The following is a 25,698-nucleotide window of genomic DNA, read 5'->3' on the forward strand; positions in this document are numbered from 1 at the left end:
GCTCGGCGACCGCGACCCGCTACACCTGGGCCAGCGCCGGGGCCGGCACGTCGTCCACCGGGCGCGGGGCGGCCGGGGCCGGGCGGTTCGGCAGGGAGAGGCGGATGACCTTCCACCACGCCGAGGCGACCTGCTTCGGCAGCGCGCCGGTGGTGTAGTTCAGGCCGTACCGGGCGAAGAGCGCCCGCACCTCGGGGGCGATCTCCTGGTACCGGTTGCTCGGCAGGTCGGGGAAGAGGTGGTGCTCGATCTGGTACGACAGGTTGCCGGTCATGATGTGCAGCAGCCTGCTGCCGCTGATGTTGGCCGAGCCGAGCATCTGCCGCAGGTACCACTCGCCCCGGGTCTCTCCCACGATGGACCTCCTCTCGAAGGTCTCCACGCCCTCCGGGAAGTGCCCGCACATGATCACCGAGTGGCTCCACAGATTGCGGATCAGGTTCGCGGTGAAGGTGGCGGCCAGGGTGTGCAGGAAGGACGGCCCCGACAGCAGCGGGTGGATGATGTAGTCCTTGAGGACCTGACGGCGGATCTTGCGGCCGACCGCGCGGGCGCGGGCCCGGAACTCGGGGGCCTTGTGCCGGCCCTTGCGCAGGTTGCGGCCCAGCTCCAGGTCGTACGCGGCGATGCCGTACTCGAAGAAGCAGGCGTTGACGAAGTTCCACAGCGGCTGGCCCAGGTGCATCGGGTGCCACCGCTGGTCCTCGTCGACGCGCATGATGCCGTACCCGAGGTCGTTGTCCTTGCCGAGCACGTTGGTGTACGTGTGGTGCAGCTCGTTGTGCGAGTGCTTCCACTGCGCGGCCGGGGAGACGTGGTCCCACTCCCAGGTGGTCGAGTGGATCTTCGGATCGCGCATCCAGTCCCACTGGCCGTGCAGGACGTTGTGGCCGATCTCCATGTTCTCCAGGATCTTGGCCACGGCGAGGCCGGCGGTGCCGACCAGCCACGCGGGCGGGAAGAGGGAGAACAGCAGCACGACCCGGCTGCCCACCTCCAGCCTGCGCTGGGTGGAGATCACGCGGCGGATGTACGCGGCGTCGCGCTCCCCCCGGCTGGCGAGCACCCGCTCGCGGATGGCGTCGAGCTCCCTGCCCAGGTTCTCGATGTCCTCGGCGGTGAGGTGGGCGATCGGGTTGTGGGCCTTCTTCTGGATCGCGGTCACGTCCGGTTCTCCTGTCAGAGATCGATGTCGCAGGTACCGGCCGCCGCCGACACGCAGGTCTGGATGAGCACGCCGTCGCCGGGGGCGGCGGTGGTGAGGTTCCCGTTGCGCAGGTCGCGAACCGCGCCTTCCCGCAGCGGCACCACGCAGCCGAAGCAGATGCCCATCCGGCACCCGGAGGGCATCAGCACCCCGGCGGACTCCCCCGCGTCGAGCAGGGCCGTGCCGCCGTCGGCGGAGACGGCGACGCCCGAACGGGCGAAGGTGACCGTGCCGCCGGCCCCCGGGGTGACCACCGTCGGCCGGAACCGCTCGGTGTGCAGCCGGTCGGCCGCCCCGTGCGCCGCCCAGTGCGCCTCGACCGCGTCGAGCAGGCCGACCGGGCCGCACGCCCAGGTCTGCCGGTCGAGCAGGTCGGGCACCAGGTCGCCCAGCTCGGCCACGCCGAGCACGCCCTCGGTGTCGGTGTGCCGCTCCACCAGCCGGATCGCGCCGCGGTCGGCCAGCCCGCGCAGCTCCTCGGCGAAGATCACGTCGGCGGGGGTCGGCGCCGAGTGCACCAGCACCACGTCGGCGGCGCCGTGCGCGCCGGCGCGCAGCATCCCCATGACGGGGGTGATCCCGCTGCCGGCGGTGAGGAAGAGGATCCTCGCGGGGGCAGTGGCGGGCTGAACGAAGTCGCCCTGCGCCTGGTCGAGCTGGACGACGGTGCCGGGCCGTGCCCGCCGGACCAGGTGGTTGCTCACCCTGCCGTCCGGGATCGCCTTCACGGTGATCGAGATCAGCCCGTCGCGGCGGCCGGGGGGCGAGGTCAGCGAGTACGCCCGCCACTGGCGGACCCCGTCGACGTCCACACCGAGGCGGACGTACTGCCCGGGGGTGTGACCTCGCCAGCCGCGCCCGGGGCGGATGGTCACCGTCGCCGCGTCCCGGGTCTCCGGGCGCACGTCGACGATCCGCCCGCGCAGGGCGGCCCCGGAGCGCAGCGGGGCGACCAGGTCGAGGTAGTCCTCCGGCAGCAGCGGCGTGGTGACCGTCTCGGCGAGCCGGAGCAGCCGGTCCCGGACGGTGGGCCTGCCGGGCGGGCGCGGGACGGTGGTCGTCATGACTCCAGGGTGACGGGCACGATCGCATAACATCTTGACCGGAAGAGGTGAATAAGTCGCAGGGTTTTGTTCCGGGGGAACAATGATGTCGGAGGAATCCGGGGCCAGCCGCCACGCTGCCCGCCTCGAACTGGACGAGCTGATGGCGGCCCGGCTGCGCGCCGTGCTCCCCCTCGTCGCCGAGCGCACGGTCACGGCGATCACCGCCGAGGTCCCCGCCTACTCCGGCACCCTGACCGGGCAGATGCGGGAGAAGATCGAGAACGCGGTGCGCATCGCGCTGGACACCTTCCTCCAGCTCGTCGGGCGGCCCCAGGAGGCGGACCCGAGCACCCCGCTGGCCCCGGCGCTGGAGGCCGCGTACGCCCTCGGCAGCGGCGAGGCCCGCTCCGGTCGCAGCATGGACGCGCTGCTGGCCGCGTACCGGGTGGGGGCGCGGGTGTCATGGCGGGAGGTCTCCGCGACCACCGTGCGCGGCGGGCTCCCCGCGTCGACGGTCGCCGAGTTCGCCGAGCTGCTGTTCGCCTACATCGACGAGCTCTCCGCCGCCAGCGTGGCCGGGCACGCCGACGAGCTGACCAGCGCGGGCCGGGCCCGGCGACGGTACCTGGAGCGGCTCACCCAGCAACTGCTGGCCGGCGAGGCCGAGGAGGTGCTGCGGCGCAGCGCGGAGCGGGCGGACTGGCCCGTGCCGCAGACCCTGACCGTCGTGCTGCTGCCCCGCAGCGGCCTGCGTGCCGTGCTGGCCGCGCTGAGCCCGCACACCCTGGAGAGCGGGGAGGAGATGCCGGGCGTGGAGCCGGGCGAGGAGCTGGCCGTGCTGCTCGTGCCGGACGCGCACGGCGGCCGGCGGCGGCAGCTCACCCGGGCGCTGCACGGGCACCGGGCCGTGCTGGGGCCGGCCCGGCCGTGGCACCGGGTCGCCGGGTCGTACGAGCGGGCCGCCCGCGCCCTGCTGCTCGGGCTGCCCCGCGCGGGCCGGGAGGCCGCCCCCCTGGACACCGAGCAGCACCTCGCCGAGCTGCTGCTCAGCACCGACCCGGAGGCCCTGGCCGACCTGCGCGCCCAGGTGCTGCGACCGCTCGCGGCGCTGCCCCCGGCCACCGCCCACCGGCTCGCCGAGACCCTGCGCTCCTGGCTGCTGCACCAGGGCCGGCGCGACGAGGTGGCGGCGGAGCTGTTCGTGCACCCGCAGACCGTGCGCTACCGGATGGCCAAGGTGCGGGAGCTGTACGGCGACCGGCTGCACGAACCGGCGACGGTGCTGGACCTGACGCTGGCCCTGGCGGTGCTCCCGCCCCCGTCGGAGCCGGACTGAGCCCGCCGCCGGGGCGGCCGGGTCAGGGGGCACGGAGGATGAAGGCGACCGCGTCCCGGGCGGAGGTGCGCCGGGTCGGTGGGCCCACCAGGTGGTTGAGCACGCGCGACCACGAGGGGACCACGAGCAGGTGACCGGCGCCCGGGACGACCTCCAGCCGGGAGTCGGGCAGCGCGTCGCGCCACCAGCGGCCGTGCTCGGGGCCGGTCAGGGTGTCGCCCGCGCCGTACAGCAGCAGGGTGGGCGCCCGCACCTGGCCGGGGGCGAAGCCCCAGGGGCGCAGCGCGTACCCGGCGATCTCGTCCGCCATGCCCCGCGCGCCCTGGGCGAACGCCCCGGCGAGCATGTCGCCGAGCCGCGCCGCCGCGCCGGGGGCGGCCAGCGTGGCCTCGTCGGCCGGGCCGGCGCCGAGCAGCCGGTACGCCGCCGGGGCCCGGGGGTCGGGCGGCACCAGCCCGGCCAGCGCGGCGGTCAGCCCGGCGCGCGCCTCGTCGAGCGGCCGGCCACGCAGCGCCCCGACCATGTCCCGCTGCCCCGGGTCGAGCCAGGGCACCTCCTCGTCCGGGGCGGGGGTGCCCAGCACGGCGACCCGGCGGACCAGGTCCGGCCGGCGGGCGGCCAGCGCGAGGGCGACCCGGCCGCCGGCCGACCAGCCGACCACGGGCACCGGGCCGAGGCCCCGCCGGTCGAGCAGCTCGGCGAGGTCGTCGGCGGCGGCCGGCACGTCGGCCCACCCGGCGACCGGGTCCGAGCCGCCGTAGCCGGGGCGGTCGGGGGCGAGCAGGGTGACCCCGGCGAGCCGGGTGACCTCCGGGTCGGGGTCGAACGCGCCGGAGCCCGGGGCGGCGTGGCAGAACACCACCGTCCGCCGGCCGGTCTCCGCACCGAGCCGGTGCACCGCCGCCCGGCGGCCGTCCCTGAGCGTGACGATCTCCCCGGTGCTGGACATGCGGCCGAGTCTGACAGCGATGCCCAGACCCGGAGCCGGTACGGCACCGGGTCACCCGATCGGGACCGCCCCGGCAGCGGAGGTCGGGCGGGGGCGGTAGGTCGGGGCGGACCGGGGCGGAGGTGGACGCCGGGCGGGGCGGAGGTGGACAACTGGCGGGGGCCGGCCGGGGCGGCGGTCAGGGCGGGGCCGCCCGGCGGACCGCCGTGAAGAGGGCGGCGACCGCCACGGCGACGGTGCCCACCCCGGCCAGGACGAACGTCAGCGGGGCACCGTGGCGCTGGGCCAGCCAGGTGGCCGCCGCCGCGCCGACGCCGCTGAGCGAGAAGTGGATCGTCCAGAAGGCCGCGGTGACCCGGCCCAGCAGGTGCTCCGGGGTCACCTCCTGGCGCAGCGACAGCGAGCAGATGCCGGCGACGCTCATGCAGGCGAGATAGACGGGCAGCAGCGCCCCGGCCCCGGCGGGGCCACGGGTCGCGGCCAGGCCCACGACGGCCGCCCCGCCGAGCGCGACCGCACCGATCCAGGCTCCTCCGAACCCGAGCCGCCGGCGCAGCGGCGCGACGAGCAGCGAGCCGGCCACCGTCCCGGCGGCCCCGGCGGCGAGCACCAGCCCGACCGTGCCGTCGGATCGGCCGAGGCCCCGCTTGAGGTGGTAGACGACCAGGTCGTCCATGCCGTGCACGAGCAGGAGGAAGACGGTCAGCAGCACGGTCAGCGGGCGCAGCACGGGGTGGCGCAGCAGGAACCGCGCCCCGGCCAGGAACTCGGCCCACGGCCCCGCGCGGCCCCCATCCTCGGCGGGCGCGGCGGCCCGCGCGGGGAGCCGGACCAGGGTCAGCAGCGCCGCCGAGAGGCCGAAGCTCGCGGCGTCGGCGGCGAGCGCGGCGGCCGGGCCCAGCCAACCCGACACCGCCCCGGCCAGCGCGGGCCCCGCCACCGAGGCGAGGGCGGCGCCCGCGTGCAGCCGGCCGTTGGCCCGGGTCAGCTCCGGGGCGGGGACCAGGCCGCGCACCGCCGTGACGGCGGCGACCTGGAACACCATCCCGATCGCCGCGGCGAGGGGCAGCAGCACGAACAGCGGCCAGATCGGCGGGGCCGGGGCCAGCCACCACAGCAGCGGGATCGCCGCGAACAGCAGCATCCGCGCCACGTCCGCGCCGACCAGCAACGCCCGCCGGTCGAACCGGTCCACCACGACGCCGGCGAACAGGCCGGCGATCGTCGCCGCCACGGCCGAGACCCCGGTGAGCAGCCCGGCCGTGGCGATGGACCCGGTGGCGTCGAGCACCAGCAGCGGCACGGCGAGCTGCGAGAAGGAGTCGCCGAGCACGGAGAGGACCTGGGCCGACCAGAACGCGTGGAAGCCGCGGTTGCGCCCCGGCGGGGCGGCGGCCGTCGGCGCCACGGTGTGGGGCGTCACCGCGCCGAGGGTAGCCGAGCGGCTGGCCCCGCGCGGTTCCGTGGGAATGGCGTCGGTGCAATTTGCCAATACCGGCGGCGATTGCGCTGCGCATTCCTCCTGGCAGTCGCATATTTTACAAAGGTCGATTCCATTTCCCCTACGGAAATGATCCGCGAATACCATGTGACGATGAAGGACAGTCATGGCCGTCAGCCATGGCCGGTCCGCATCCGTGGCGACGGCGGCCTGGTCCTCGGCAGCGGCACGCTCCTGGGCGACCGGCACGTCCTCACCTGCGCCCACGTCGTCGACCGGGCCGCCGGCCGCCGGGGGGCGGCGTCCGTCGAGCCGCCCGCCGTCCGGGTCCTGGTCGACCTCGTGCGCCTGCCCCACCTGGCCGCGCGCGGGGCGCGCGTCGCGCCGGGCGGCTGGGCCCCGATGGCCGCCGACGGCCGGGGCGACGTCGCGCTGCTCGAACTGGGCGACCCGGTCGCCGGCCAGCCGGGGGCCCGGCTGCGGCGGCTCCCCCTGTGGCAGCGGCCGATCTACGCCTTCGGGTTCCCCAAGGAGTTCAGCGAGGGCGAGACCGTGCACGCCGTGCTCGACGGCCGGGTCGGGCCCGGCAACGAGCAGGTGCAGATGATCCCGGCCAACCCGGGGCTCTGGGTGCGCGGGGGTTTCAGTGGGGCGGCGGCGGTCGACAGCGCCACCGGCCACGTCGTCGGCATGATCGTCGCCTACTACAGTGACCCGGCCGCCGGCCGCTCGTTCATGATCCCGGTGGAGACGCTCCTGCGCCACGTCCCCGAGGTGGCCCGGTGGGTCGTCGGCGGCTCCTCGGTCGACGAGACGCTCACCGTCGGCAGCGCGCGCCCGGAGGACAGCGGGGCGGCGGGGCTGATCGCCGGCTTCTTCTCCCGCAGCTCAGCGCGGAACGTGCTGGTCGTCGTCGCCGGTCACCCCGACTCCGCGGTGGCGGCGGCGCTGCGCCGGGCCGTCGTGCTGTCCAGCCCCGAGCTGCGCCCGCCGTCGGCGGGCCCGCCCGGGTCGGGTCCGCCCGTGCCGCCGCTGGGCAGCATCGAGCTCTCCCTCGACGCCGCCGGCAAGCCGCCGCGGGAGATCGCCCGGCGCATCCTGGAGTTCGCCGGCGCGGACGCCCCGGCCGGCGACCCCGGCGCCGACCTGCTCGGCGCGGCGGCCCCCCGCTCGGTGCTGATCGACGGCGTGGACGCCTCGACCGACCCGAAGGGGTTCGTCGCCGACGTGCTCGGTCCGATCGTCGACCGGGCGGCCGAGCGTGACCTGCGCGTCCTGCTGAGCTTCCGGGGCACCGCCGTCGACGTCCGGCTCGACCTGCTCGCCCGGCGGCTGACCGCCCTGCGCGCCGAGCGGGCGCGGGCGCGCGAACAGCGGCGCGCGCTCGCCGAGCGCCTCACCGACGTTCCGGCCGAGCCCGCCCCGACCGCCGGGCTGCGGGTGGCGCTGACCCGGCTGCGCGCCGCCGCCGCGCGCTCCGACGCACCGCCGGTGCCGGAGCGCCTGGCCGACCTGGAACGGGCCACCGACCGGGCCCTGCACGACGCGGCGCGGCTGCGCCGCCGGCTCGCCGAGCTGGCGCACGCGCACCGGCAGTTGCGCGGGCTGCTCGACGCGCAGCGGGCGCGGGCCCTGGCCGGCGGGTTGACCGAGCACCGGGAGCTGGGCGTGGCCTACCGGCGGGCCCACGACCTGCTCCGGGGCGGCCCGAGCCCGCTCGCCGAGGCCACGGCCGCGGTATACGGGTACGCCGACGAGGTCCGACGCGCCCTCGGCGACCGGCGGGAGGGTGAGCCCTGATGCCCTGCGCCCGGACGCCGGGCTGCCCCGGCGTCGTCGAGGACGGCTACTGCACCGGCTGCGGCCTCGCCCCCTCCCCCGGCGTGCCCACGTCGCCCCCGCCGCCGGACGTCGCGTCCGCGATCGGGTCCACCGGCGGCACCTGGAACGTGGCCGGCCTGGTGTCCCTGCCACGGCGCGACTTCTCCTCGCGTCGCCGCGTCTCGGCCGAGCCGACCGTGCCGGAGCAGGCACGCGTCTGCGGCGCCTGCGGCGGGCCGGTCGGGCGGGGCGACGCCGACCGGCTCGACCACGGCTACTGCCCCGCCTGCGGCACGCCCTTCGCGTTCGTCCCCGCCCTGCGCCCCGGCGACGTGGTCGCCGACCAGTACGCGGTGGTGGGCTACCTGGCCCGGGGCGGCCTGGGGCAGGTGTACCTCGCCGAGGACACCCACCTCGACCACAACCCGGTGGCCCTGAAGCGCCTGCTCAACAAGAACAGCGCGGGCGCGCTGGCGATCGAGGTCTCCGAGCGGCGCTTCCTGACCACCCTCGACCACCCGAACATCGTGCGGATCTTCAACTTCGTCACCGCCGAGGACCGGCTGTTCGGCGGCCGGACGAGCTACATCGTCATGGAGTACCTGGCCGGCCTGTCGCTGGACGAGCTGCGCCGGGCCGCCGCCCGCCCCGGCTCCGGCGTCTCGCTGTCCCTGGTGGAGATCCTCGCGTACGGCCACGAGATCCTCACCGCGTTGGAGTACCTGCACGGCAAGGGCCTGGTCTACTCCGACCTGCACCCGGGGAACGTCATCTGCACCGGCGACCGGGTCAAGCTGATCGACCTCGGCGGGGTGCGCCGGGCCGACGACCACACCAGCCCGAGGATGTACGCCCCCGTCCCGTACCGGGTCGGCGACGCGGAGCTGGCCGAGCACGGCCTCACCGCCCGGTCGGACCTGTACGCGGTCGGGGTCGTGCTCCAGAAGCTGAGCGGCGTCCTCGGCCCGCTCGGCCCGGCGGGCGCGGGGGCCGACGCGGAGGCCGAGGCCCTCGGGGTCTCCTCCTTCCGCCGGCTGGTCGACCGGGCCTGCGCGGACTGGCGTCGCCGGTTCGCCTCCGCGGCCGAGATGTCGGAGCAACTCCGGGGCGTGCTGCGCGAGCTGCTGCCGGCGGTGCCGCCGGACCGGGCCCAGGAGCCCTCGGCCGTGTTCGCCCCCACCCCCGCGCTGCTCGACGCGGGCCTCGGCGCGGTGCCGCCGCTGTCCACGTGGACCGACCCGGCCGGCGACGCGCTGCCCGACCACGGCCGCCCGGCCCCCGCCACGGTGGCCACCGGCCTGCCGGTGCCCCGGCCCGCGCCCGGCGACGCCGCAACCCCGGCCCTGGAGCTGATCGGCGTCCTCGACCCGCGCAGCCTGCTGGCCCGCCTCGCGGCCCTGGAGACGGACTCGGTCGAGACGCAGCTCGCCCGCTGCCGGGCCCACCTGGAGCTGGGCCAGCCGGCGCCCGCCCGGGCGGCGCTGGACGCCGCAGCGCGGCTGCTCGGCGCGGACCGGGTCGCCGACTGGCGGCTCACCTGGCACGAGGGGCTGCTGGCGCTCACCCGCTCCGACCTGGACGACGCCGCCGCGAAGTTCACGGGCGTCTACGGGGCCCTGCCGGGCGAGGTGGCGCCGAAGCTGGCGGTCGGCTACTGCGCCGAGCGGCAGGGCCGGGCCCGGGAGGCGACGCGCTACTACCGGGCGGTGTGGCGGCGGGACCGCTCGGCGGCCAGTGCCGCGTTCGGGCTGGCCCGGCTCCGGCTCGTCGAGGGCGACCGGGCCGGCGCGGTGGAGTTCCTCGACGGGGTGCCCCGCGTCTCCCGGCACTACGACGCCGCCCGGGTCGCCGCCGTCCGGGTGCTGACGGCCCGCCTCGGCGACGACCGGCCCGACCCGGCCCACCTCAACGACGCCGTCCGCCGCCTGGAGGGGCTGCGGCTGGACGGGGGCGCCCGGCACGGGGAGTCCCGGGACCGGATGACCGCAGCCGTGCGGCAGGCGGCCCTGGACCGGGTGCTGACCCACGGGGTTGGCGGGCTGGTCGGGGGCGACGCGTTCGGTGAGCCGCCGTCGGAGCGGTCGGTGCGGGCGCGGCTGGAGGGCTCCCTGCGGGCGCTGGCCCGGCAGGCGCGCAACGCCGACGACCACGGCGTCCTCGTCGACCGGGCGAACGCGGTCCGACCGCTGACCAGACTGTGAGCACGGTGAGGAGCGTCCCTTGTCAGGCAGGCTCGACTTCGCCCTGAGGATCGACCACGACCCGTTCCTGTCCACCCGGGACCGCGAGCTGCACGCGATCCTGACGGTCACCGCCCGGCCGCCGGCCGGCGGCAAGCCCGCCGAGGACGCCCCCGGCTGGGCGGAGGTGATCATCGTCGACTGCTCCGAGTCGATGGCGTACCCGTCGACGAAGATCGCCGCGGCCCGGCGGGCGACGGCCACCGCCGTCGGGATGCTGCCCGACGGGGTGCGCTTCGCCGTGGTCGAGGGCACCCACCGGGCGCGGATGGTCTACCCGCCGGAGCGGGGCCTGGCCACCGCCTCCCCGGCCACCCGCGACGCGGCGCGGCGGCGGGTGGCCGGGCTCGCCGCGGCCGGCGGGACGGCGATCGGCACCTGGCTGGAGCTGGCCCGGGAGCTGCTGGCCCCGCACCCGGAGGCGATCCGGCACGCCCTGCTGCTCACCGACGGCCGTAACGAGCACGAGACGCCGCAACGGCTCGGGGAGGTCCTCGCGGAGTGCGCGGGGCAGTTCGTCTGCGACGCCCGGGGCGTCGGCGACGGCTGGGAGCCCCGCGAGCTGACGCGGATCGCGGACGCGCTGCACGGCACGGCCGACGCGGTACGCCGCCCCGCCGAGCTGGAGGCCGACTTCCGGGCGACCATGCGGGCCGCGATGGCCAAGCAGGTGGGCCGGGCCCGCCTGCGCGTCACCCTCGTGCCGCCGACCCGGGTGCTCTCCTGCCGGCAGGTGCACCCCACCCTGGCGGACCTGGCGGTGACCGCGGTCGACGACCGGACGGTGGAGTGCCCCACCGGGTCGTGGGGGCCGGAGAGCCGCGAGTACCACCTCTGCCTCGCCGTCGACGCGACGGGCCGGGCGAAGGGCGAGGACGTGCGGGTGGCCCGGGTCGACCTGCTGGTGGACGATACCCCGGTCACCCGGCAGGAGAACGTGCTGGCGCACTGGACCGACGACCTGGTCCTGTCCAGCCGGATCGACCCCCGGGTCGCCCACTACACCGGCCAGGAGGCACTCAGCCAGCTCATCGCCGACGGCTGCGACGCGTACGACTCGGGCGACCGGGCGACCGCCACCGCGCTCCTCGGCCGCGCGGTGGAGCTGGCCACCGCCGCCGGGGACGAGCGGCGGCTGGAGCAGCTCGGGCTGCTCGTCGACGGCGTCGAAACCGGCTCGGTGCGCCTGCGCGACGACGTGGCCCGCGTCGACGTGATCAACGTGGCGCTCCGGTCGTCCTTCACGGCGCGCGACGGCGTGCCTGCGGCGCCGCCGCCCCCACCGCCCGGCGGGGAGCCCCGCGCCTGCCCCTGCGGGCACCGCTCCCCGCCGGCGGCCCGCTACTGCGAGCGGTGCGGCAGCCGGTTCCCCGACGGCGACGAGACCCGGCCGGTGCCGGCGTGAGCACCGCCCGGCCGGCCAGCACCACCCGGCGCACGCTGCGGTGGTTCCTGCGCGCGCTGCTCGCCGGCACCGCCGTCGCCCTGGCCGGCTGCCTCGCGGTCTTCCTCGGCGTGCACCGCACCACCGCCGCGGCCCACGACCGGTCCGTGCCGGCGGTGCTGGCCGTCTACGACGCGCAGATCGCCCTGCGGGAGGCGCACGGCGCGGCGCAGGCCGGCCTCACCAGCGGCACCCGGCTGCTGGCGGGCCCCGGCGAGGACTACCAGAACCTGATCGCCCGCGCCGGCCAGCACCTCGCGCAGGCGGCCGAGGACAACGCCGCCGGGGACGCCGGCAGCCGCGACCTCCAGGTGGTCCAGGCGTCGCTGGTCACCTACACCGGCCTGATCGAGCGGGCCCACGCCCACGTCGCGCAGGACGGGGGCGGGGCGCTGGGCGTCGCGACGCTCTGGGACGCGGCGACCCTGCTGGAGGAGATCCTGCGCCGCCTCGACGGCCTGCGGGCCAAGCAGGCCGACGCGCTGGCCGACCAGGTCGACGGGGCGTGGACGAGCGGGGCGACGACCCTGCTGTGGCTCGGGCCGGTGCTCGTCCTGCTGGCGCTGCTGGTCGCCGCGCAGCGCTTCCTGCGCGCCCGGTTCCGCCGCCGGTTGAACGTGCCGCTGCTGCTGGCGACGCTCGCGGTGGTGGGCATGGGCGCCACCGCCGCCCTGAGCCTGCGCTCGGCCGACCAGCTCGCCGACGCCCGCGCCGAGACGGACCGCGCCGCCGGCCTGCGCGAGGCCCGGCTCGACGCGCTGGCCGACCGGGACACCGCCGGCCTGACCGCCCTGCTCACCCGGGCCTGCCGGCCGAAGGGGTGCCCGGAGACCATCGCGCGGGTCGACCCGGAGGGGCTCCGGGTGCCCGCACCCTCGGCCCCGGTCGACGGGATGGACGCCGCCGACGGGGCCGAGGCGGCCCACGAGCGGCACGACAGGGCCGCCACGACGTACGCCGCCCGCGCCGCCGACAGCCGGGGCGGCGAGGTCGGCCTGCTCGCCGCGGCCCTGCTCGTCATGGCGCTGGTCGTCGTCGGCCTGCTGCCCCGCCTAGAGGAATACAGGTACCGACAGCGATGAGACGCGCAGCAGCCTCCGCCCTGGTCCCGGCCCTGCTGGCCGCCGTGGGCCTCGCCGCCTGCGGCGGACAGCCGCCGGCCACCGTGACCGTCGTCGCCTCCTGGAGCGGCGACGACGCGCGCCCCTTCCGGCAGGTGCTGGACGCCTTCGAGCGGGAGACCGGCATCCGCGCCGACTACCAGGGCACCCGGGACGTCGGGCAGGTGCTCCGGTCGGGGGTCGACCGGAACCGGCCGCCGGACGTGGCGGTGCTGCCCCGGCTCAACGACCTCCAGGCGTACGCCCGCCGCGCCGAACTGCTCCCCCTCGACGACGTGCTCGCCGCGCCCGCCGGCTCGGACCTCGCGCCGCAACTGCTCCACCTGCGGCCCGCCCGCGACGCACCGGCCCGACCGTACGGCCTCTCCGTCGTCGCGCACGCCAAGAGCCTGGTCTGGTACGCGCCGACCGCCTCCGGTGGCCTCGCCGGGGCCCGACCCCCGGGGACCTGGGCGGAGCTGCTGCGCCTCACCGGGCGCATCGAGTCGCGCGGCGGGGTGCCGTGGTGCCTCGGAATGGGCGCGCAGCCGCTGTCGGGGTGGCCGGGCACCGACTGGATCGAGGACATCCTGCTGCACCGGTCGGGCCCGTCCGTCTACCAGCGGTGGGCGACGGGCGAGCTGGAGTGGCGGTCGCCCGAGGTGCGGGACGCCTGGCGGGCGTGGGGCGAACTGGTGGGGGCCGGCGGGCGCACCGACAACGTCCTGCTGAGCACGTTCGACTCGGTCGGGCGGGGCATGTTCGCCTCGCCGCCGTCCTGCTTCCTGGACCATCAGGGTTCGTTCATCGTCGCGTCGTACCGGGGGTCCGACCCGGACCGGCCCGCGCCGGGGTTCGACTTCTTCCCGTTCCCGCCGTTCGAGGCGACGGCGGCGTTCGGGCCGGTGCGGGAGATCTCCGAGGACGTGGTGGGCATGTTCCGGGACACCGCGCAGTCCCGCGCGCTGATCCGCTACCTGGCCGGCGAGCCGGCCCGCCGGATCTGGCGGGAGGCCAGCGGCCACCTCACCTTCACCCTCAACGGCGGCGCGGACCCGGCCGCCTACCCGGAGGGGCTGCCGCGCCGGATCGCGTCCGCCCTGGCCACGGCGACGCTGTGCCGGGACGCCTCCGACCTGATGCCGGCGACGATGACCGCCGCGTTCCAGTCGGCCGTGCTGCGCTACCTCGACGATCCCGGGCTGCTCGACGCGTTGTTGACCGAGCTGGATATCGTGCGGAGCCGGACGCCGGGGGACGGGTGGCTACGGCTGCCGTGTCTGAGCCCGCGCCGATGACCGTCGAGAGGAGACCTGGCCGATGACCGAGGTGGCGGAGTTCGCCCTGGACGGGGGCGGGCACGTGCTCGTCGCCGTGGACGACGTCGCGGGGATCACCCCGGCGTCCAGCGCGGAGGACGTGCTGCGCCGCGCCGGGATGAGCTTCAACCGGGCGATCGGCCAGGCGCGCGACGCCGCGTCCGCCGCGCTCGGGGAGTTCCGGTCCATGGCGGAGCGCCCGGACGAGGTCGAGATCAGCTTCGGCATCCAGCTCACCGCCGAGGCGGGCGCGCTGATCGCCCGTACCGGCGTGCAGGGCCAGCTCCAGGTGACCGTCCGGTGGAAGGCCGACGCCGGGAGCTGAACCGTGCGCGGCCCGCCCCGGCGGCGGCACCGGCAGCGTCGTGGGCCGCCCGGCCCGCAGCCCGCTCGGGGGCTTCCCCTAGGAGGCGCGGGGCCGGCGGGCCGCGGATTCGCGGGATGTCTCCGATGGAGGGTGGGCGGGCCCGGTGGCAGCGTGGTGGACATGGCATCCCGATCCGTACGACGCTGGCGGCACCTCGCGCTCTGGCTGCACGTGACCACGTCCGTGGCGTGGATGGGGCAGGCCCTGGCGCTCTTCGTCCTGGTCACCACCAGCCTGACCACCGAGAGCCGGGACGTGGCCGTCGGGGCGACGGCCATGGCCCAGGTGCTCGACGGCCGGCTGCTGGCCCCGCTGGCGAACGCCTCGGCGTTCACCGGGTTCATGCTCGCCGCCGCCACCCCGTGGGGCTTCTTCCGGCACTGGTGGGTGGCGGTGAAGTTCGCGATCACCCTGGTTCAGCTCCACCTCGGCATCTTCGTGCTCTCCGGGGCCCTGGCCGACTCCGCGTCGGCCGCCGCCGGGGGCGGGACCGGCCCGGCCGTGCCGCTGGCCGTCGGCTCGGCGCTGATGGCCGGCGCCATCGCCTTCCAGGCGTGGGTGTCGGTGGCCAAGCCCTGGTCGACGACCCCCTGGGCGCCCCGGGACCGGCGTCGCGCCGCCGCCGACACCGCGCCGCGCTGGGTCTTCGTGGCCACCGTCGCCGCCGTGGCGGCGGACCTCGCCGTCGCCGCGCTGCTCGGCCACCCCGCCCCGCTGGTCTCCCTGGCGGTCCTCGGCACCTGGCTGGTGCTGCGCCGCCGCCGGGCCACCGCCGCCCGGCCCGGCGCGCCGGCGGTCCCCTCCCCCCGTCCGGCCGGAGCCACCGCGGCGGGCTGACCGGGGTGCGGGCCCCGCCGGTCACGGGCCGACCGGCGGGGGCCGACCGGCGCGGGCCCACCCGGTCACGGGCCGACCGGCGCGGGGTCAGGGCAGGGTCAGCTCGGCGGCCACCCCGGCGGCCAGGTCCACGACCCGCTCGCCGTACGGGCTGCGCACGGTCACCCGCCGGTCGGCCGCCGCGACCAGCCGCGCCCGCAGGCCGTCGCCGTCCCAGCTCAGCTCCTCCACCCGCACCCCGCCCCGGCAGGCCACCCCCCGCAGCGTCCCGGCCGCCAGCGCGGCCGGCGCGGCGGGCAGCAGCCACACCAGGTTGGGCCGGGAGTGCACCAGCGCCTCGATGAGCACCCCGGGCAGGGTGTGCACGGCGTCGGCGTTGTAGATCTCCAGGCCCGGGTTGTGCGCGCTCATCAGGGACCGGAAGAACATGTCGTTTCCGACGATCTTGAGCAGGTTCTCCTGCACCAGGGCGGCGTCCCGCAGCCGGGCCGCGACCAGCGCCCGGTGCAGGCTGCCGTGGGCGGAGAGGTTCTCGTCGCCGCGCAGCGCCAGCGCGCGGTGGGCGGCGGCGGCCAGCTCGGGCGTGTCGTCGGGGTTGATCTCGTCCAGGGGCCAGACCGGGTAGAGGTGGCTGACGTGCCGGTGGTCCTCGTCACCGGCGCCGCCGGGCCAGGCCCACTCGGCCAGCGCGCCGCGCGCGTCGACCCGGTACGCGGGCAGCCGCGCCCGCAGGTCGGCCCAGCGGTCGACGCCGGTCGCCTCGGCGGCGGTGGCCAGGGCGTGCCGGGCGGCGGCGACGTCCATCGTGGCGTTGACGGCCACGTACACCGGCCGCCCGCTCGGGTCCGGCGGGCCGGTCTCGGGCGAGAACGACGGCACGACGACCACCGCGCCGGAGTCGTCGGTGACGGTCAGGAAGTCCACGAAGAAGTCGGCCGCCTCCGCCAGCCAGCCGGCCAGCTCGCCCGGTGGCTCGCCGGTCACCAGGTGGTGTTCCCACAGCGGGTGCAGCAGCCAGTCCGCGCCGGCGAGCCAGGCCGCCCACGGCCAGTCGGCCCGGAAGTGGAAGAGGTTGCCGTGCTCGCCGTCGGTGCGGCCCGGCGCGAGCAGCCCCCGCGCGCCGTAGATCGCCTGGGCGTTGCGCCGCCAGTCGTCGACCTGCCCCCGGACGAGCGCGGCGTGGGCCGCCGTGACCTCGGGCAGCGCGCCGATGTTGGCCCCGGCGAGTTGGAGGTTGAGGTTGGCGTCGGTGGTGAAGTCCCCCGCCCACGCCGCGTCCCAGGCGCCCAGCCACAGGCCGGTCAGCCGGGGCGGCAGCACCCCGCTGGCGCTGATCAGCAGGTAGCGTCCGCAGTGGAACAGCCGCTCCAGCAGCGCCGGCAGCGGGGTGGCCGGGTCGGCGTTCTGCCGGGCGATCAGCTCGCCGACCGGCAGGTTCCGCTCCCGCGCCGGCACCCCCAGGTCCAGGCTCACCCGCCGGTACATCGGCGTGTGCACGGCCGTGTGCCGGGCCAGCAGCTCGTCGTAGCCCGCGCCGGCGCGGGCCAGCAGGGTCTCCTCCAGCTCGCCGGTGCGCCAGGGCGCCTCGGCGCGCCGGTCCAGCACGGTGGTCAGCAGGGCCGGCCCGCGCACGGCCACCCGGTCCCCCGTCGCCTCCGCGTCGCCGGCGACCAGGGTCAGCCCCTCGAAGCCGTACGCGCCGCCGCCGTCGCGCGGGTACCGGCCCCGGACGCGGAGGAACGCGTGCCCGCCCCGCCGGTACGCGGTCACGTCGTAGCGCACGTCGTCGGGGCGGCCCGGCAGGTCTGCGGTGAGCCCGACGACGAACGCGGGCATGTCGACGTGGGTCACCGCCATCGCGTCGGCCCGCGAGACGAACGAGCGCCGCCGTCCCGCGTCCCACCCGACGACGACCTCCCCGGTGGCGAAGTCGGTGCTGCGCCGGTAGCCGGACGCGGCGGGGCCGTCGGCCGCGTCGATCGTCATCGCGTACCCGGGGTGGAACGACTGGGTCCAGCGCAGCTCCCGCCCGTCGGCGAGCAGCGCGCCGGCCTCCGCGCGCCGGCCGGCGAGGACGAGGTCGCGCACGAGCGGCAGCCGGTCGGCGATGCGTGGCGCTCGGGCGTGGCGGGTGCCGTTGGGCAGCACGAAGCGGTGGTGGTTGAACACGATCCGCTCCGCGTGCGGCTGACCGAACACCATGATCCCGTACTCGCCGTTGCCGGAGAGGAACGCGTCCTCCCAGCGCGCCGCCGGGGCGGTGTCCCAGATGCCGTGCGGGGGCTCCGGCGGGGGTGGTGTCATCGGCGGCCTCCCGGCTTCCCGGCGGAACGCAGACTAACAACCGTCTATATCCATGGCAATCACGGCGACTCAAGGGCCGGGCCGGGTTATTTATCGTTAAGAATGTTTACAGTGCAGCGTCGGCACGGGTAGCGTGCGAGTCGAATCGATAGTCACCGATAACTACCAGCCCTGGAGGTATCGTGCGTCGTCGGAACACCATGACGCGGCTGCTGGCCACAGCCGCGCTCGGGCTGCCACTCGTCCTCGCGGGAGCACCGGCCGTCGCCGCGCCGAGCACCCCCGTCCGCCAGTTGGGCGCGGTGATCCCTGCACCGGTCGAGACCCGCCCCGACGCCAGGGGCACCTTCACCCTGCGCCCGCACACCGTCGTCCGCACGTCTCCCGGCTCGGCCGCCGCCTGGCGGGTGGGGCGGCAGCTCGCCGAGACGCTGCGCCCCGCCACCGGCTATCCGCTGCCGGTGCTCCCCGTCGCCGCCACGCCGCTGTCCGAGATCGCCCTGGTGATCGGGGGCGCCGACGCGCGCGTCGGCCGGGAGGGCTACCAGCTCGACGTCACCCGGCGCGCCGTGACGATCCGGGCGAACACCGAGGCCGGGCTCTTCGCCGGCACCCAGACGCTGCGGCAACTGCTGCCCGCCCGGATCGAGGCGCCGGACCGGCAGCGCGTGACCTGGACCGTGCCCGGCGGCCGGATCGTCGACTACCCGCGCTTCGCGTACCGGGGGGCGATGCTCGACGTGGCCCGGCACTTCCACAATGTCGACGAGATCAACGCCTACGTGGACCTGCTCAGCCAGTACAAGATCAACTACCTGCACCTGCACCTGACCGACGACCAGGGCTGGCGTCTCCAGATCGACTCCTGGCCCCGGCTCACCACAGTCGGCGGCGGCCCGGGCACCGGCGTCGACGGCGTCGGGCCCGGCTACCTCACCAAGGCCGACTACAAGGCCGTGGTCGCCTACGCCGCCGCGCGGCACATCACCGTGATCCCCGAGATCGACATGCCGGGGCACACCAACGCCGCCCAGTCGGCGTACGCGGAGCTGAACTGCGACGGGGTCGCCCCGCCGCCGCGCACCGACATCGAGGTCGGCTACAGCTCGCTGTGCATCTCCGACGAGCTGACCTACAAGTTCGTCGAGGACGTCATCCGCGAGGTCGCCGAGATCACCCCCGGGCCGTTCCTGCACATCGGTGGCGACGAGGCGCACGCGACCACCGACGAGGAGTACCGCACGTTCATGGACCGGGTGCTGCCCCTCGTCGGCAAGTACGGCAAGCGCGCCTCCGGGTGGCACGAGATCAACCAGGTCGACCCGCCGGCCGACGTGGTGTCCCAGTTCTGGGGCACCCGCACCACCAACGCGGACCTGGCCGAGGCCGTCGCGCGGGGCAACAAGGTGATCATGTCGCCGGCGAACAAGACGTACATCGACATGAAGTACGACGCCAACACCCGCCTGGGCCTGAAGTGGGCCGGCTACATCGAGGTCAGCGACGCGTACGGCTGGGACCCGGCGCAGCGGGTGACCGGCGTCGGCGAGGACGCGATCCTCGGCGTCGAGGCGCCGCTGTGGTCGGAGACCCTGCGCAGCCTCGACGACATCGAGTACATGGCGTTCCCGCGCCTGCCCGCCATCGCCGAGCTGGGCTGGTCCCCGGCGGCCGGCCACGACTGGGAGTCGTTCCGGGGCCGGCTGGGCCAGCAGGCGCCGCGCTGGCGGCAGCAGGGGGTCGACTTCTACCCGTCCCCGCAGGTGCCGTGGGTCTGACGAGCCGGACGTGACGGGTCCGGGCCGGTCGCGGCCCGGACCCGCCACGCGCTTTCCTGCCGGTCAGGGCCGGTAGCGGTAGCCCATGCCGGGCTCGGTGATCAGGTGCCGGGGGCGGGCCGGGTCGTCCTCCAGCTTGCGGCGGAGCTGGGCCATGTACTGACGCAGGTAGTTGGTCTCGTGCTGGTACTCCGGCCCCCACACGTCGTGCAGGAGCTGCCGCTGGGTGACCAGCTTGCCCGGGTGGCGCAGCAGCTTCTCCAGCACCCCCCACTGGGTCGGCGTGAGCCTGACCTCGGTCCCGTCGTCGCGGGTCACCGTGCGGTCGGCGAGGTCCACGGTGTGCCGGCCCACCCGGGCGACCGGGACGGCGTCGGCGGGGGCGGCGGCGAGGCGGCGGGTGACGGCGCGGACGCGGGCGAGCAGCTCGTCCATCCCGAACGGCTTGGTCACGTAGTCGTCGGCGCCCGCGTCGAGCGCGCCGACCTTGTCCTCGCTGCCGGCCCGGCCCGAGAGCACGATGATCGGCACGTTGGTCCAGCCGCGCAGACCCCGGATGACCTCCGCCCCGTCGAGGTCGGGCAGGCCCAGGTCCAGCACCACCAGGTCCGGCGGGTGCGCGGCGGCGGCCTTCAGCGCCGCCGCGCCGGTGCCGGCCACGTCCACCTCGTAGCCCCGGGCGCGCAGGTTGATCCGCAGCGCGCGCAGGATCTGCGGCTCGTCGTCGACGACCAGGACGCGGGTCACCCCTGCGACCCTTCCGCCCCGCCGGGCCGGGCGGCGGGCAGCCGCAGCACCATCGTCAGCCCGCCGCCCGGGGTGGTCTCCGGGGTGATGGAGCCGCCCATGGCCTCCGCGAGGCCACGGGACAGGGCGAGGCCGAGCCCGACGCCGGTGGTGTTGTCCCGGTCGCCGAGGCGCTGGAACGGCAGGAAGACGTGCTCCCACTCCTCAGCCGGGATGCCGGGGCCGGTGTCGATGATCCGCAGCTCGACCTGGCCGCCGTGGGCGCTGGCGGTGATCGTGGGGGGCCGGCCCGGCGGGCTGTGCCGCAGGGCGTTGGCGACCACGTTGACCAGGACGCGCTCCAGCAGGCCCGGGTCGGCCCGCGCGGCGGGCAGGTCGGCGGGGAGGTCGGTGACGACGTCGGCCGCCGCCGCGCCCAGCTCGTCGAGGGCCAGGGGCACGGCGTCCTCCAGGCCGATCGCGGTCGCGGTGACGCCGAGCGCGCCCGCCTGGAGGCGGCTCATGTCGAGCAGGTTCGCCACCAGCCGGGCGAGCCGGTCCAGCGACTCCTCGGCCGTGGCGAGCAGCTCGGTGCGGTCCTCGGCGTCGAACTCGACGTCGGGGCTGCGCAGGCTGCTCACCGCGGCCTTGGCCGACGCCAGCGGCGTACGCAGGTCGTGGCTGACGGCGGCGAGCAGCGCGGTGCGCATCCGGTCGGCCTCGGCCAGCGGGCGGGCGGTGGCGGCCTCCTCGGCCAGGCGCTCCTGCCGCAGGGCGACGGCGGCCTGCGCGGCGAACGCCTCGACGACGCGCCGGTCGGCGGCCTCCAGCCGCCGGCCGCTGAGCACGACGGTGAGCCGCTCGTCCACCGGCACGGCGGTCTCCCCCGCGCTCGGGCTGCCCGCCGGGCGCTCGCCGACGCCGGCCACCATCCGCCAGGCACCGGCGTCGCGGGCCCGGTCGGGCCGCCCCTCGGCCCCGGCGGCCAGCTCCAGGACGCTGACCGCGCGCAGCCCGAAGGTCTCCCGCAGCCGGTCCAGCAGCGCCGGCAGCGGTTGGCCCCCGCGCAGCACCCCGCCGGCCACGGTGGCGAGGGTCTGCGCGTCGGCGGACGCCCGGGCGGCCTCCCGGGTCCGCCGGGCGGCCACGTCGACCACCCCGCTCACCGCCACGGCGACGACGACGAAGACGCCGAGGGCGAGCAGGTTGTCCCCCTCGGCGATGGTCAGCGTGCGGAACGGGGGCGTGAAGAACCAGTTGAGCAGCAGGGAGCCGCCGAGCGCCGCGACCAGCGCCGGCCAGAGCCCGCCGACCAGCGCGACGCCGACCACCCCGGCGAGGAAGAGCAGGATGTCGTTGGTGAGGGTCAGGTCCGGCAGCACCGACAGCAGCAGGGTCAGCAGCGGCATCCCCAGCCCGGCGAGCGCGAAGCCGAACAGCCGCCGCCGCCGCGACAGGGCCGCCGGCGTCCCGGCCGCGCGCCGGCCCTGGCCGGCCTCGGGGTGCGTCACCAGGTGGACGTCGATCGGCCCGGAGTGCGCGGCGGTGGTCACCCCGACGCCCCGGGAGAAGAGCTGGGCGGCCCGGCCGCGCCGGCTCGCGCCGAGGACGAGCTGGGTGGCGTTGACCCCCCGGGCGAAGTCCAGCAGCGCGGCCGGGATGTCGGTGCCGAGGACGTGGTGGTACGTGCCGCCGAGGCTCTCCACGAGGACCCGCTGCCGGGCGAGCCGGGCCGGGTCGGCGCCCGCGAGCCCGTCGCTGCGGGCCACGTGCACGGCGAGCAGGTCCGCGCCCCTGCCGCGCGCGGCGATCCGCGCGGCGCGGCGGATCAGCGTGTCGCCCTCCGGCCCGCCGGTGAGCGCGACGACCACCCGCTCCCGGGTCTCCCAGGTGGCGGAGATGCCCTGCTCGGCGCGGTAGGCGTCGAGCTGGTCGTCGACCTTGTCGGCCAGCCACAGCAGCGCCAGCTCGCGCAGCGCGGTGAGGTTGCCGACGCGGAAGTAGTTGCCCAGCGCCGCGTCGATCCGGTCGGGCCGGTAGATGTTGCCGTGCGCCATCCGGCGGCGCAGCGCCTCCGGGGTCATGTCGACCAGCTCGACCTGCGCGGCGGCGCGGACCACCTCGTCGGGCACCGTCTCCCGCTGGGTGGTGCCGGTGATCTGGGCGACCACGTCGTTGACCGACTCCAGGTGCTGCACGTTCACCGTGGTCAGCACGGTGATTCCCGCGCCGAGGAGGTCCTGGACGTCCTGCCAGCGCTTCTCGTGGCGCGAGCCGGGCACGTTCGTGTGCGCCAGCTCGTCGACCACGGCGACCTCGGGCCGCCGGGCGAGCACGGCGTCGAGGTCCAGCTCCGTGAACTCGACGCCCCGGTAGGCGACGGCGCGCCGGGGCACCTGCTCCAGGTCGCCGACCATCGCCGCCGTGTGCTCGCGGCCGTGGGTCTCGACGAAGCCGATCACCACGTCGGTGCCGCGTCCGGCCCGCCGGTGGGCCTCCTGGAGCATCGCGTACGTCTTGCCGACGCCGGGCGCGGCGCCGAGGTAGATGCGCAGTTCTCCCTGGGGCACGGTCACCATCCTGCCTGGTCGGGGTGCCGGTGGCCGGGGCGGGCGGCGCGCGGGCCCGCCCCGGCCACCGGCGGTCAGCGGGCGGGGAACCGCGCGTCGAGGGCGAGGTTGAGTTCCAGGACGTTCACCCCGGGCTCGCCCAGGAAGCCGAGCGCCCGGCCGGTGGTGTGCGCGGCGACCAGGCCGCGCACCGCCGCCGGGTCCGCGCCCCGCTCGCGCGCGACGCGGGCCACCTGGATCTCCGCGTACGCCGGGCTGATGTGCGGGTCGAGGCCGCTGCCGCTGGCGGTGACCGCGTCGGCCGGCACGGCGGGCTCGGCCGGCGCGTCGCCCCGGACCGGGGTGACGAGGCCCCCGGCGGCCACGTAGTCCTCGCCGGGCCGCGCCGGCTCCACCGGCACCCCCTCGTACGTGGCGACGAACGGCGTGGCCGGGGCGGCCTGGTTGACGCTGACCACCCGGGTCGCCCGGCCGGTCAGCCCGTCGGCGCGGAACACGGCCAGCACCGCGCCGACCCCGTCGGCGGTGCAGTAGGGGCGTCGGCCGTCGACGCCCTCCAGCGCGCCCACGGCCCGGCTGCGGGCGCAGACCCGGGTGAGCAGGCTCGGCGTGGACTCCCGCGGGTCGGCGTCGAGGGTGTCGACCACGCTCTCCGGGCCGAGGTTGCTCGCGCCGCTGGCGGTCGGGTCGTAGCCGTCGCCGGCGGCGGAGGGGCGGGACTGGAAGTAACGCGGCACGGGGTTGCCGTCGGCGTCGGTGAAGGACTGGCCGAGCAGCGCGCTGCCGACCGTCGCGCCGTTCGCGGTGAGCAGCGAGCCGTCCGCCCGGTGGGAGAAGCCGGGCAGGGTGCCGACGCCGACCAGGGCGAGCGGGTACGCCAGGCCGAGCAGCACGGTGAGGACGAGCAGCGCGCGCAGCGCCGCGAGGTGTCGGGAGAGCCAGTTGGGCAGGCGCATGATCAGATCCCCGGGACGAACTGGACGAGCAGGTCGATGAGCTTGATGCCGACGAACGGCACGACGATCCCGCCGAGGCCGTAGCGCAGCAGGTTGCGGCTGAGCAGCGTCGAGGCGCTCGACGGCCGGTACCGCACGCCCCGCAGCGCGAGGGGGATCAGCGCGACGATGACCACCGCGTTGAAGATCACCGCGGAGAGGATCGCCGAGGTGGGGCTGGACAGCCGCATGACGTTCAGCGCGTCCAGGCTCGGGTAGATGCCGGCGAACATGGCCGGGATGATCGCGAAGTACTTCGCGATGTCGTTGGCGATGGAGAACGTGGTCAGCGCGCCCCGGGTGATCAGCAGTTGCTTGCCGATCTCCACGATCTCGATGAGCTTGGTCGGGTCGGAGTCGAGGTCGACCATGTTGCCGGCCTCCTTCGCGGCCGACGTGCCGGTGTTCATCGCGACGCCGACGTCGGCCTGGGCCAGGGCGGGGGCGTCGTTGGTGCCGTCGCCGGTCATCGCCACGAGCCGGCCGCCCTCCTGTTCCTTGCTGATCAGGGCGAGCTTCTCCTCGGGGGTGGCCTCGGCGAGGAAGTCGTCGACGCCGGCCTCCTCGGCGATGGCCCTCGCGGTGCGCGGGTTGTCGCCGGTGATCATCACGGTGCGGATGCCCATCCGGCGCATCTCGTCGAAGCGCTCCCGCATTCCGGCCTTGACCACGTCCTTGAGGTGGATCACCCCGAGGGCGCGGGCCGGCTCGCCGTCGACGTGCTCCGCCACGACGAGCGGGGTGCCGCCGATGCCGCTGATCTCGTCGACGATCCGGCCGACCTGCTCGGTGGGGTGGCCGCCGTTGTCGCGTACCCACTTCATCACGGCCGCCGCCGCGCCCTTGCGGACCCGCCGGGTGGGGCGGCCGTTCTCCGCGCCCAGGTCCACGCCGCTCATCCGGGTCTGCGCGGTGAACGGCACGAAGGTGGCGTGCGGGACCAGGCCGGGCTCGCGCTCCCGCAGCCCGAACCAGTTCTTGGCGAGCACCACCACCGAGCGCCCCTCGGGGGTCTCGTCGGCCAGGCTGGACAACTGGGCCGCGTCGGCGACCTCCGCCGCCGTCCGCCCCTCGACGGGGACGAACTCGGCGGCCTGCCGGTTGCCCAGGGTGATCGTGCCGGTCTTGTCCAGCAGCAGCGTGTCGACGTCGCCGGCCGCCTCGACGGCCCGGCCGCTCATGGCGAGGACGTTGCGCTGCACGAGGCGGTCCATGCCGGCGATGCCGATGGCCGACAGCAGCGCGCCGATGGTGGTCGGGATCAGGCAGACCAGCAGCGCGGCCAGCACGATCCCGGTCACCCCGGCGTCGGTGACCGCGCCGGTGTCCGGCGCCGCCGCCTGGTAGCCCTTGGAGAAGATCGCCAGCGGCTGCAGCGTCACGACGGCCAGCAGGAAGACGACCGTCAGCGCGGCGAGCAGGATGTTCAGCGCGATCTCGTTCGGGGTCTTCTGCCGGTTCGCGCCCTCGACCAGGGCGATCATCCGGTCGATGAAGCTCTCCCCCGGCTTCTGGGTGATCCTCACGACGATGTGGTCGGAGAGCACCCGGGTGCCGCCGGTGACCGCGCTGCGGTCGCCGCCGGACTCCCGGATCACCGGGGCGGACTCGCCGGTGATGGCCGACTCGTCCACGCTGGCGATGCCCTCGACCACGTCGCCGTCGCCGGGGACGATCTCGCCGGCCTCGACCAGCACGATGTCGCCCTGCCGCAGCTCCGGCGCGGGGACGGGCTCCTGCCGGTAGGCGCTCGCGGCGGTGCCGGGCGTCCAGCCGGCCAGCCGCGTGGCGACGGTGTCCTTCTTCGCCTGGCGCAGGGTGGCCGCCTGCGCCTTGCCCCGGCCCTCGGCGACCGCCTCGGCCAGGTTGGCGAAGACGACGGTCAGCCAGAGCCAGACCGTGACGGCCCAGGCGAAGACCGACGGGTCGGCCACGGCCAGGACGGTGGTGAAGGCCGCGCCGATCTCCACGATCAGCATGACCGGGTTGCGCCACAGGGTGCGCGGGTCGAGCTTGCGCAGCGCGTCCGGCAGGGAGCGCAGCAGTTGCCCCGGGTCGAGCAGGCCGCCGCCGACCCGGTTGCCCCGGGTGGCGGGGGCCGGGGTGCCGGCGGGGGCCGGGGTGCCGGCGGGGGCCGGGGTGCCGGCGGGGGCCGGGGTGCCGGCGGTCGGCTGGTCGCCGGTGCCGGTCGTCACGGGCGCGACGGACATGTCCTCGT

Annotated in this window: 18 protein-coding genes; 9 read left to right on the top strand and 9 right to left on the bottom strand. The window is 76.2% G+C overall.

Annotation, left to right across the window (positions count from 1 at the left end; all coding sequences use genetic code 11):
- Window positions 1-19: 19 nt before the first annotated feature.
- A complete protein-coding gene (locus tag LPU43_RS20565) occupies window positions 20-1,165 on the bottom strand; it encodes a fatty acid desaturase family protein (RefSeq protein WP_229402120.1) in 1,146 nt (381 codons plus the stop codon).
- 14 nt (window positions 1,166-1,179) lie between these two features.
- On the bottom strand, window positions 1,180-2,271 hold the full coding sequence (locus LPU43_RS20570; RefSeq protein ID WP_229402121.1) for a ferredoxin reductase: 1,092 nt from the start codon (window positions 2,269-2,271) through the stop codon (window positions 1,180-1,182).
- A gap of 85 nt (window positions 2,272-2,356) precedes the next feature.
- Here LPU43_RS20570 and LPU43_RS20575 point away from each other — a divergent pair, with 85 nt between their 5' ends.
- On the top strand, window positions 2,357-3,589 hold the full coding sequence (locus LPU43_RS20575) for a PucR family transcriptional regulator (RefSeq protein WP_229402122.1): 1,233 nt from the start codon (window positions 2,357-2,359) through the stop codon (window positions 3,587-3,589).
- Window positions 3,590-3,611: 22 nt separating this feature from the next.
- Here LPU43_RS20575 and LPU43_RS20580 read toward each other — a convergent pair whose 3' ends face one another.
- The gene (locus LPU43_RS20580) at window positions 3,612-4,538 is read right to left on the bottom strand and encodes an alpha/beta fold hydrolase (protein WP_229402123.1); all 927 of its coding nucleotides are present in this window, start codon (window positions 4,536-4,538) and stop codon (window positions 3,612-3,614) included.
- Between the two features lie 178 nt (window positions 4,539-4,716).
- Window positions 4,717-5,961, bottom strand: a complete 1,245-nt coding sequence (locus LPU43_RS20585) for an MFS transporter (protein ID WP_229402124.1) — start codon at window positions 5,959-5,961, stop codon at window positions 4,717-4,719.
- Between the two features lie 171 nt (window positions 5,962-6,132).
- On the opposite strand from LPU43_RS20585, the gene LPU43_RS20590 reads away from it, so the two are divergent.
- From LPU43_RS20590 to LPU43_RS20620, 7 genes are all read left to right on the top strand, one after another.
- Window positions 6,133-7,779: a trypsin-like serine peptidase gene (locus LPU43_RS20590; RefSeq protein WP_229402125.1), complete on the top strand. Its 1,647-nt coding sequence runs from the start codon at window positions 6,133-6,135 to the stop codon at window positions 7,777-7,779.
- A complete protein-coding gene (locus tag LPU43_RS20595) occupies window positions 7,779-10,001 on the top strand; it encodes a serine/threonine-protein kinase (protein WP_229402126.1) in 2,223 nt (740 codons plus the stop codon). Before LPU43_RS20590 ends, LPU43_RS20595 begins: the two co-directional genes overlap by 1 nt.
- A gap of 19 nt (window positions 10,002-10,020) precedes the next feature.
- Complete coding sequence (locus LPU43_RS20600; protein ID WP_229402127.1) at window positions 10,021-11,445, top strand: vWA domain-containing protein; 1,425 nt, start codon at window positions 10,021-10,023, stop codon at window positions 11,443-11,445.
- On the top strand, window positions 11,442-12,566 hold the full coding sequence (locus tag LPU43_RS20605) for a GlnX family signal transduction membrane protein (protein WP_229402128.1): 1,125 nt from the start codon (window positions 11,442-11,444) through the stop codon (window positions 12,564-12,566). Before LPU43_RS20600 ends, LPU43_RS20605 begins: the two co-directional genes overlap by 4 nt.
- Complete coding sequence (locus tag LPU43_RS20610; RefSeq protein ID WP_229402129.1) at window positions 12,563-13,882, top strand: ABC transporter substrate-binding protein; 1,320 nt, start codon at window positions 12,563-12,565, stop codon at window positions 13,880-13,882. Before LPU43_RS20605 ends, LPU43_RS20610 begins: the two co-directional genes overlap by 4 nt.
- A gap of 22 nt (window positions 13,883-13,904) precedes the next feature.
- Window positions 13,905-14,228 (top strand): CU044_2847 family protein, encoded by a 324-nt coding sequence (locus LPU43_RS20615; RefSeq protein WP_229402130.1) that lies wholly within the window; start codon window positions 13,905-13,907, stop codon window positions 14,226-14,228.
- Between the two features lie 162 nt (window positions 14,229-14,390).
- Complete coding sequence (locus tag LPU43_RS20620; RefSeq protein WP_229402131.1) at window positions 14,391-15,107, top strand: hypothetical protein; 717 nt, start codon at window positions 14,391-14,393, stop codon at window positions 15,105-15,107.
- 87 nt (window positions 15,108-15,194) lie between these two features.
- Here LPU43_RS20620 and LPU43_RS20625 read toward each other — a convergent pair whose 3' ends face one another.
- Window positions 15,195-17,411 (bottom strand): glycoside hydrolase family 95 protein, encoded by a 2,217-nt coding sequence (locus tag LPU43_RS20625; RefSeq protein ID WP_229402132.1) that lies wholly within the window; start codon window positions 17,409-17,411, stop codon window positions 15,195-15,197.
- Between the two features lie 182 nt (window positions 17,412-17,593).
- On the opposite strand from LPU43_RS20625, the gene LPU43_RS20630 reads away from it, so the two are divergent.
- On the top strand, window positions 17,594-19,189 hold the full coding sequence (locus tag LPU43_RS20630) for a beta-N-acetylhexosaminidase (RefSeq protein WP_306416155.1): 1,596 nt from the start codon (window positions 17,594-17,596) through the stop codon (window positions 19,187-19,189).
- 63 nt (window positions 19,190-19,252) lie between these two features.
- Here LPU43_RS20630 and LPU43_RS20635 read toward each other — a convergent pair whose 3' ends face one another.
- The 4 genes from LPU43_RS20635 to kdpB form a co-directional block, all read right to left on the bottom strand.
- Window positions 19,253-19,936, bottom strand: a complete 684-nt coding sequence (locus LPU43_RS20635; protein ID WP_229402133.1) for a response regulator — start codon at window positions 19,934-19,936, stop codon at window positions 19,253-19,255.
- Window positions 19,933-22,485, bottom strand: coding sequence for a sensor histidine kinase (locus tag LPU43_RS20640; RefSeq protein WP_229402134.1), 2,553 nt, complete (start codon window positions 22,483-22,485; stop codon window positions 19,933-19,935). The genes LPU43_RS20635 and LPU43_RS20640 overlap by 4 nt, the downstream gene beginning before the upstream one ends.
- 74 nt (window positions 22,486-22,559) lie before the next feature.
- Window positions 22,560-23,441: a potassium-transporting ATPase subunit C gene (locus tag LPU43_RS20645; RefSeq protein WP_229402135.1), complete on the bottom strand. Its 882-nt coding sequence runs from the start codon at window positions 23,439-23,441 to the stop codon at window positions 22,560-22,562.
- 2 nt (window positions 23,442-23,443) lie between these two features.
- Entirely contained in the window at window positions 23,444-25,690 is a 2,247-nt protein-coding gene (gene kdpB / locus LPU43_RS20650) for a potassium-transporting ATPase subunit KdpB (protein ID WP_229402136.1), read from the bottom strand.
- Window positions 25,691-25,698 lie beyond the last annotated feature (8 nt).

Source organism: Micromonospora okii, from assembly GCF_020884795.1.
Classification (GTDB): Bacteria; Actinomycetota; Actinomycetes; order Mycobacteriales; family Micromonosporaceae; genus Micromonospora; species Micromonospora okii.

Coding starts and splice junctions, on each gene's coding strand:
- LPU43_RS20570 (WP_229402121.1), bottom strand. CDS start 2,271: ATGACGACCACCGTCCCGCGCCCGCCCGGCAGGCCCACCGTCCGGGAC.
- LPU43_RS20575 (WP_229402122.1), top strand. CDS start 2,357: ATGTCGGAGGAATCCGGGGCCAGCCGCCACGCTGCCCGCCTCGAACTG.
- LPU43_RS20580 (WP_229402123.1), bottom strand. CDS start 4,538: ATGTCCAGCACCGGGGAGATCGTCACGCTCAGGGACGGCCGCCGGGCG.
- LPU43_RS20590 (WP_229402125.1), top strand. CDS start 6,133: ATGAAGGACAGTCATGGCCGTCAGCCATGGCCGGTCCGCATCCGTGGC.
- LPU43_RS20595 (WP_229402126.1), top strand. CDS start 7,779: ATGCCCTGCGCCCGGACGCCGGGCTGCCCCGGCGTCGTCGAGGACGGC.
- LPU43_RS20610 (WP_229402129.1), top strand. CDS start 12,563: ATGAGACGCGCAGCAGCCTCCGCCCTGGTCCCGGCCCTGCTGGCCGCC.
- LPU43_RS20615 (WP_229402130.1), top strand. CDS start 13,905: ATGACCGAGGTGGCGGAGTTCGCCCTGGACGGGGGCGGGCACGTGCTC.
- LPU43_RS20620 (WP_229402131.1), top strand. CDS start 14,391: ATGGCATCCCGATCCGTACGACGCTGGCGGCACCTCGCGCTCTGGCTG.
- LPU43_RS20625 (WP_229402132.1), bottom strand. CDS start 17,411: ATGACACCACCCCCGCCGGAGCCCCCGCACGGCATCTGGGACACCGCC.
- LPU43_RS20645 (WP_229402135.1), bottom strand. CDS start 23,441: ATGCGCCTGCCCAACTGGCTCTCCCGACACCTCGCGGCGCTGCGCGCG.
- kdpB (WP_229402136.1), bottom strand. CDS start 25,690: ATGTCCGTCGCGCCCGTGACGACCGGCACCGGCGACCAGCCGACCGCC.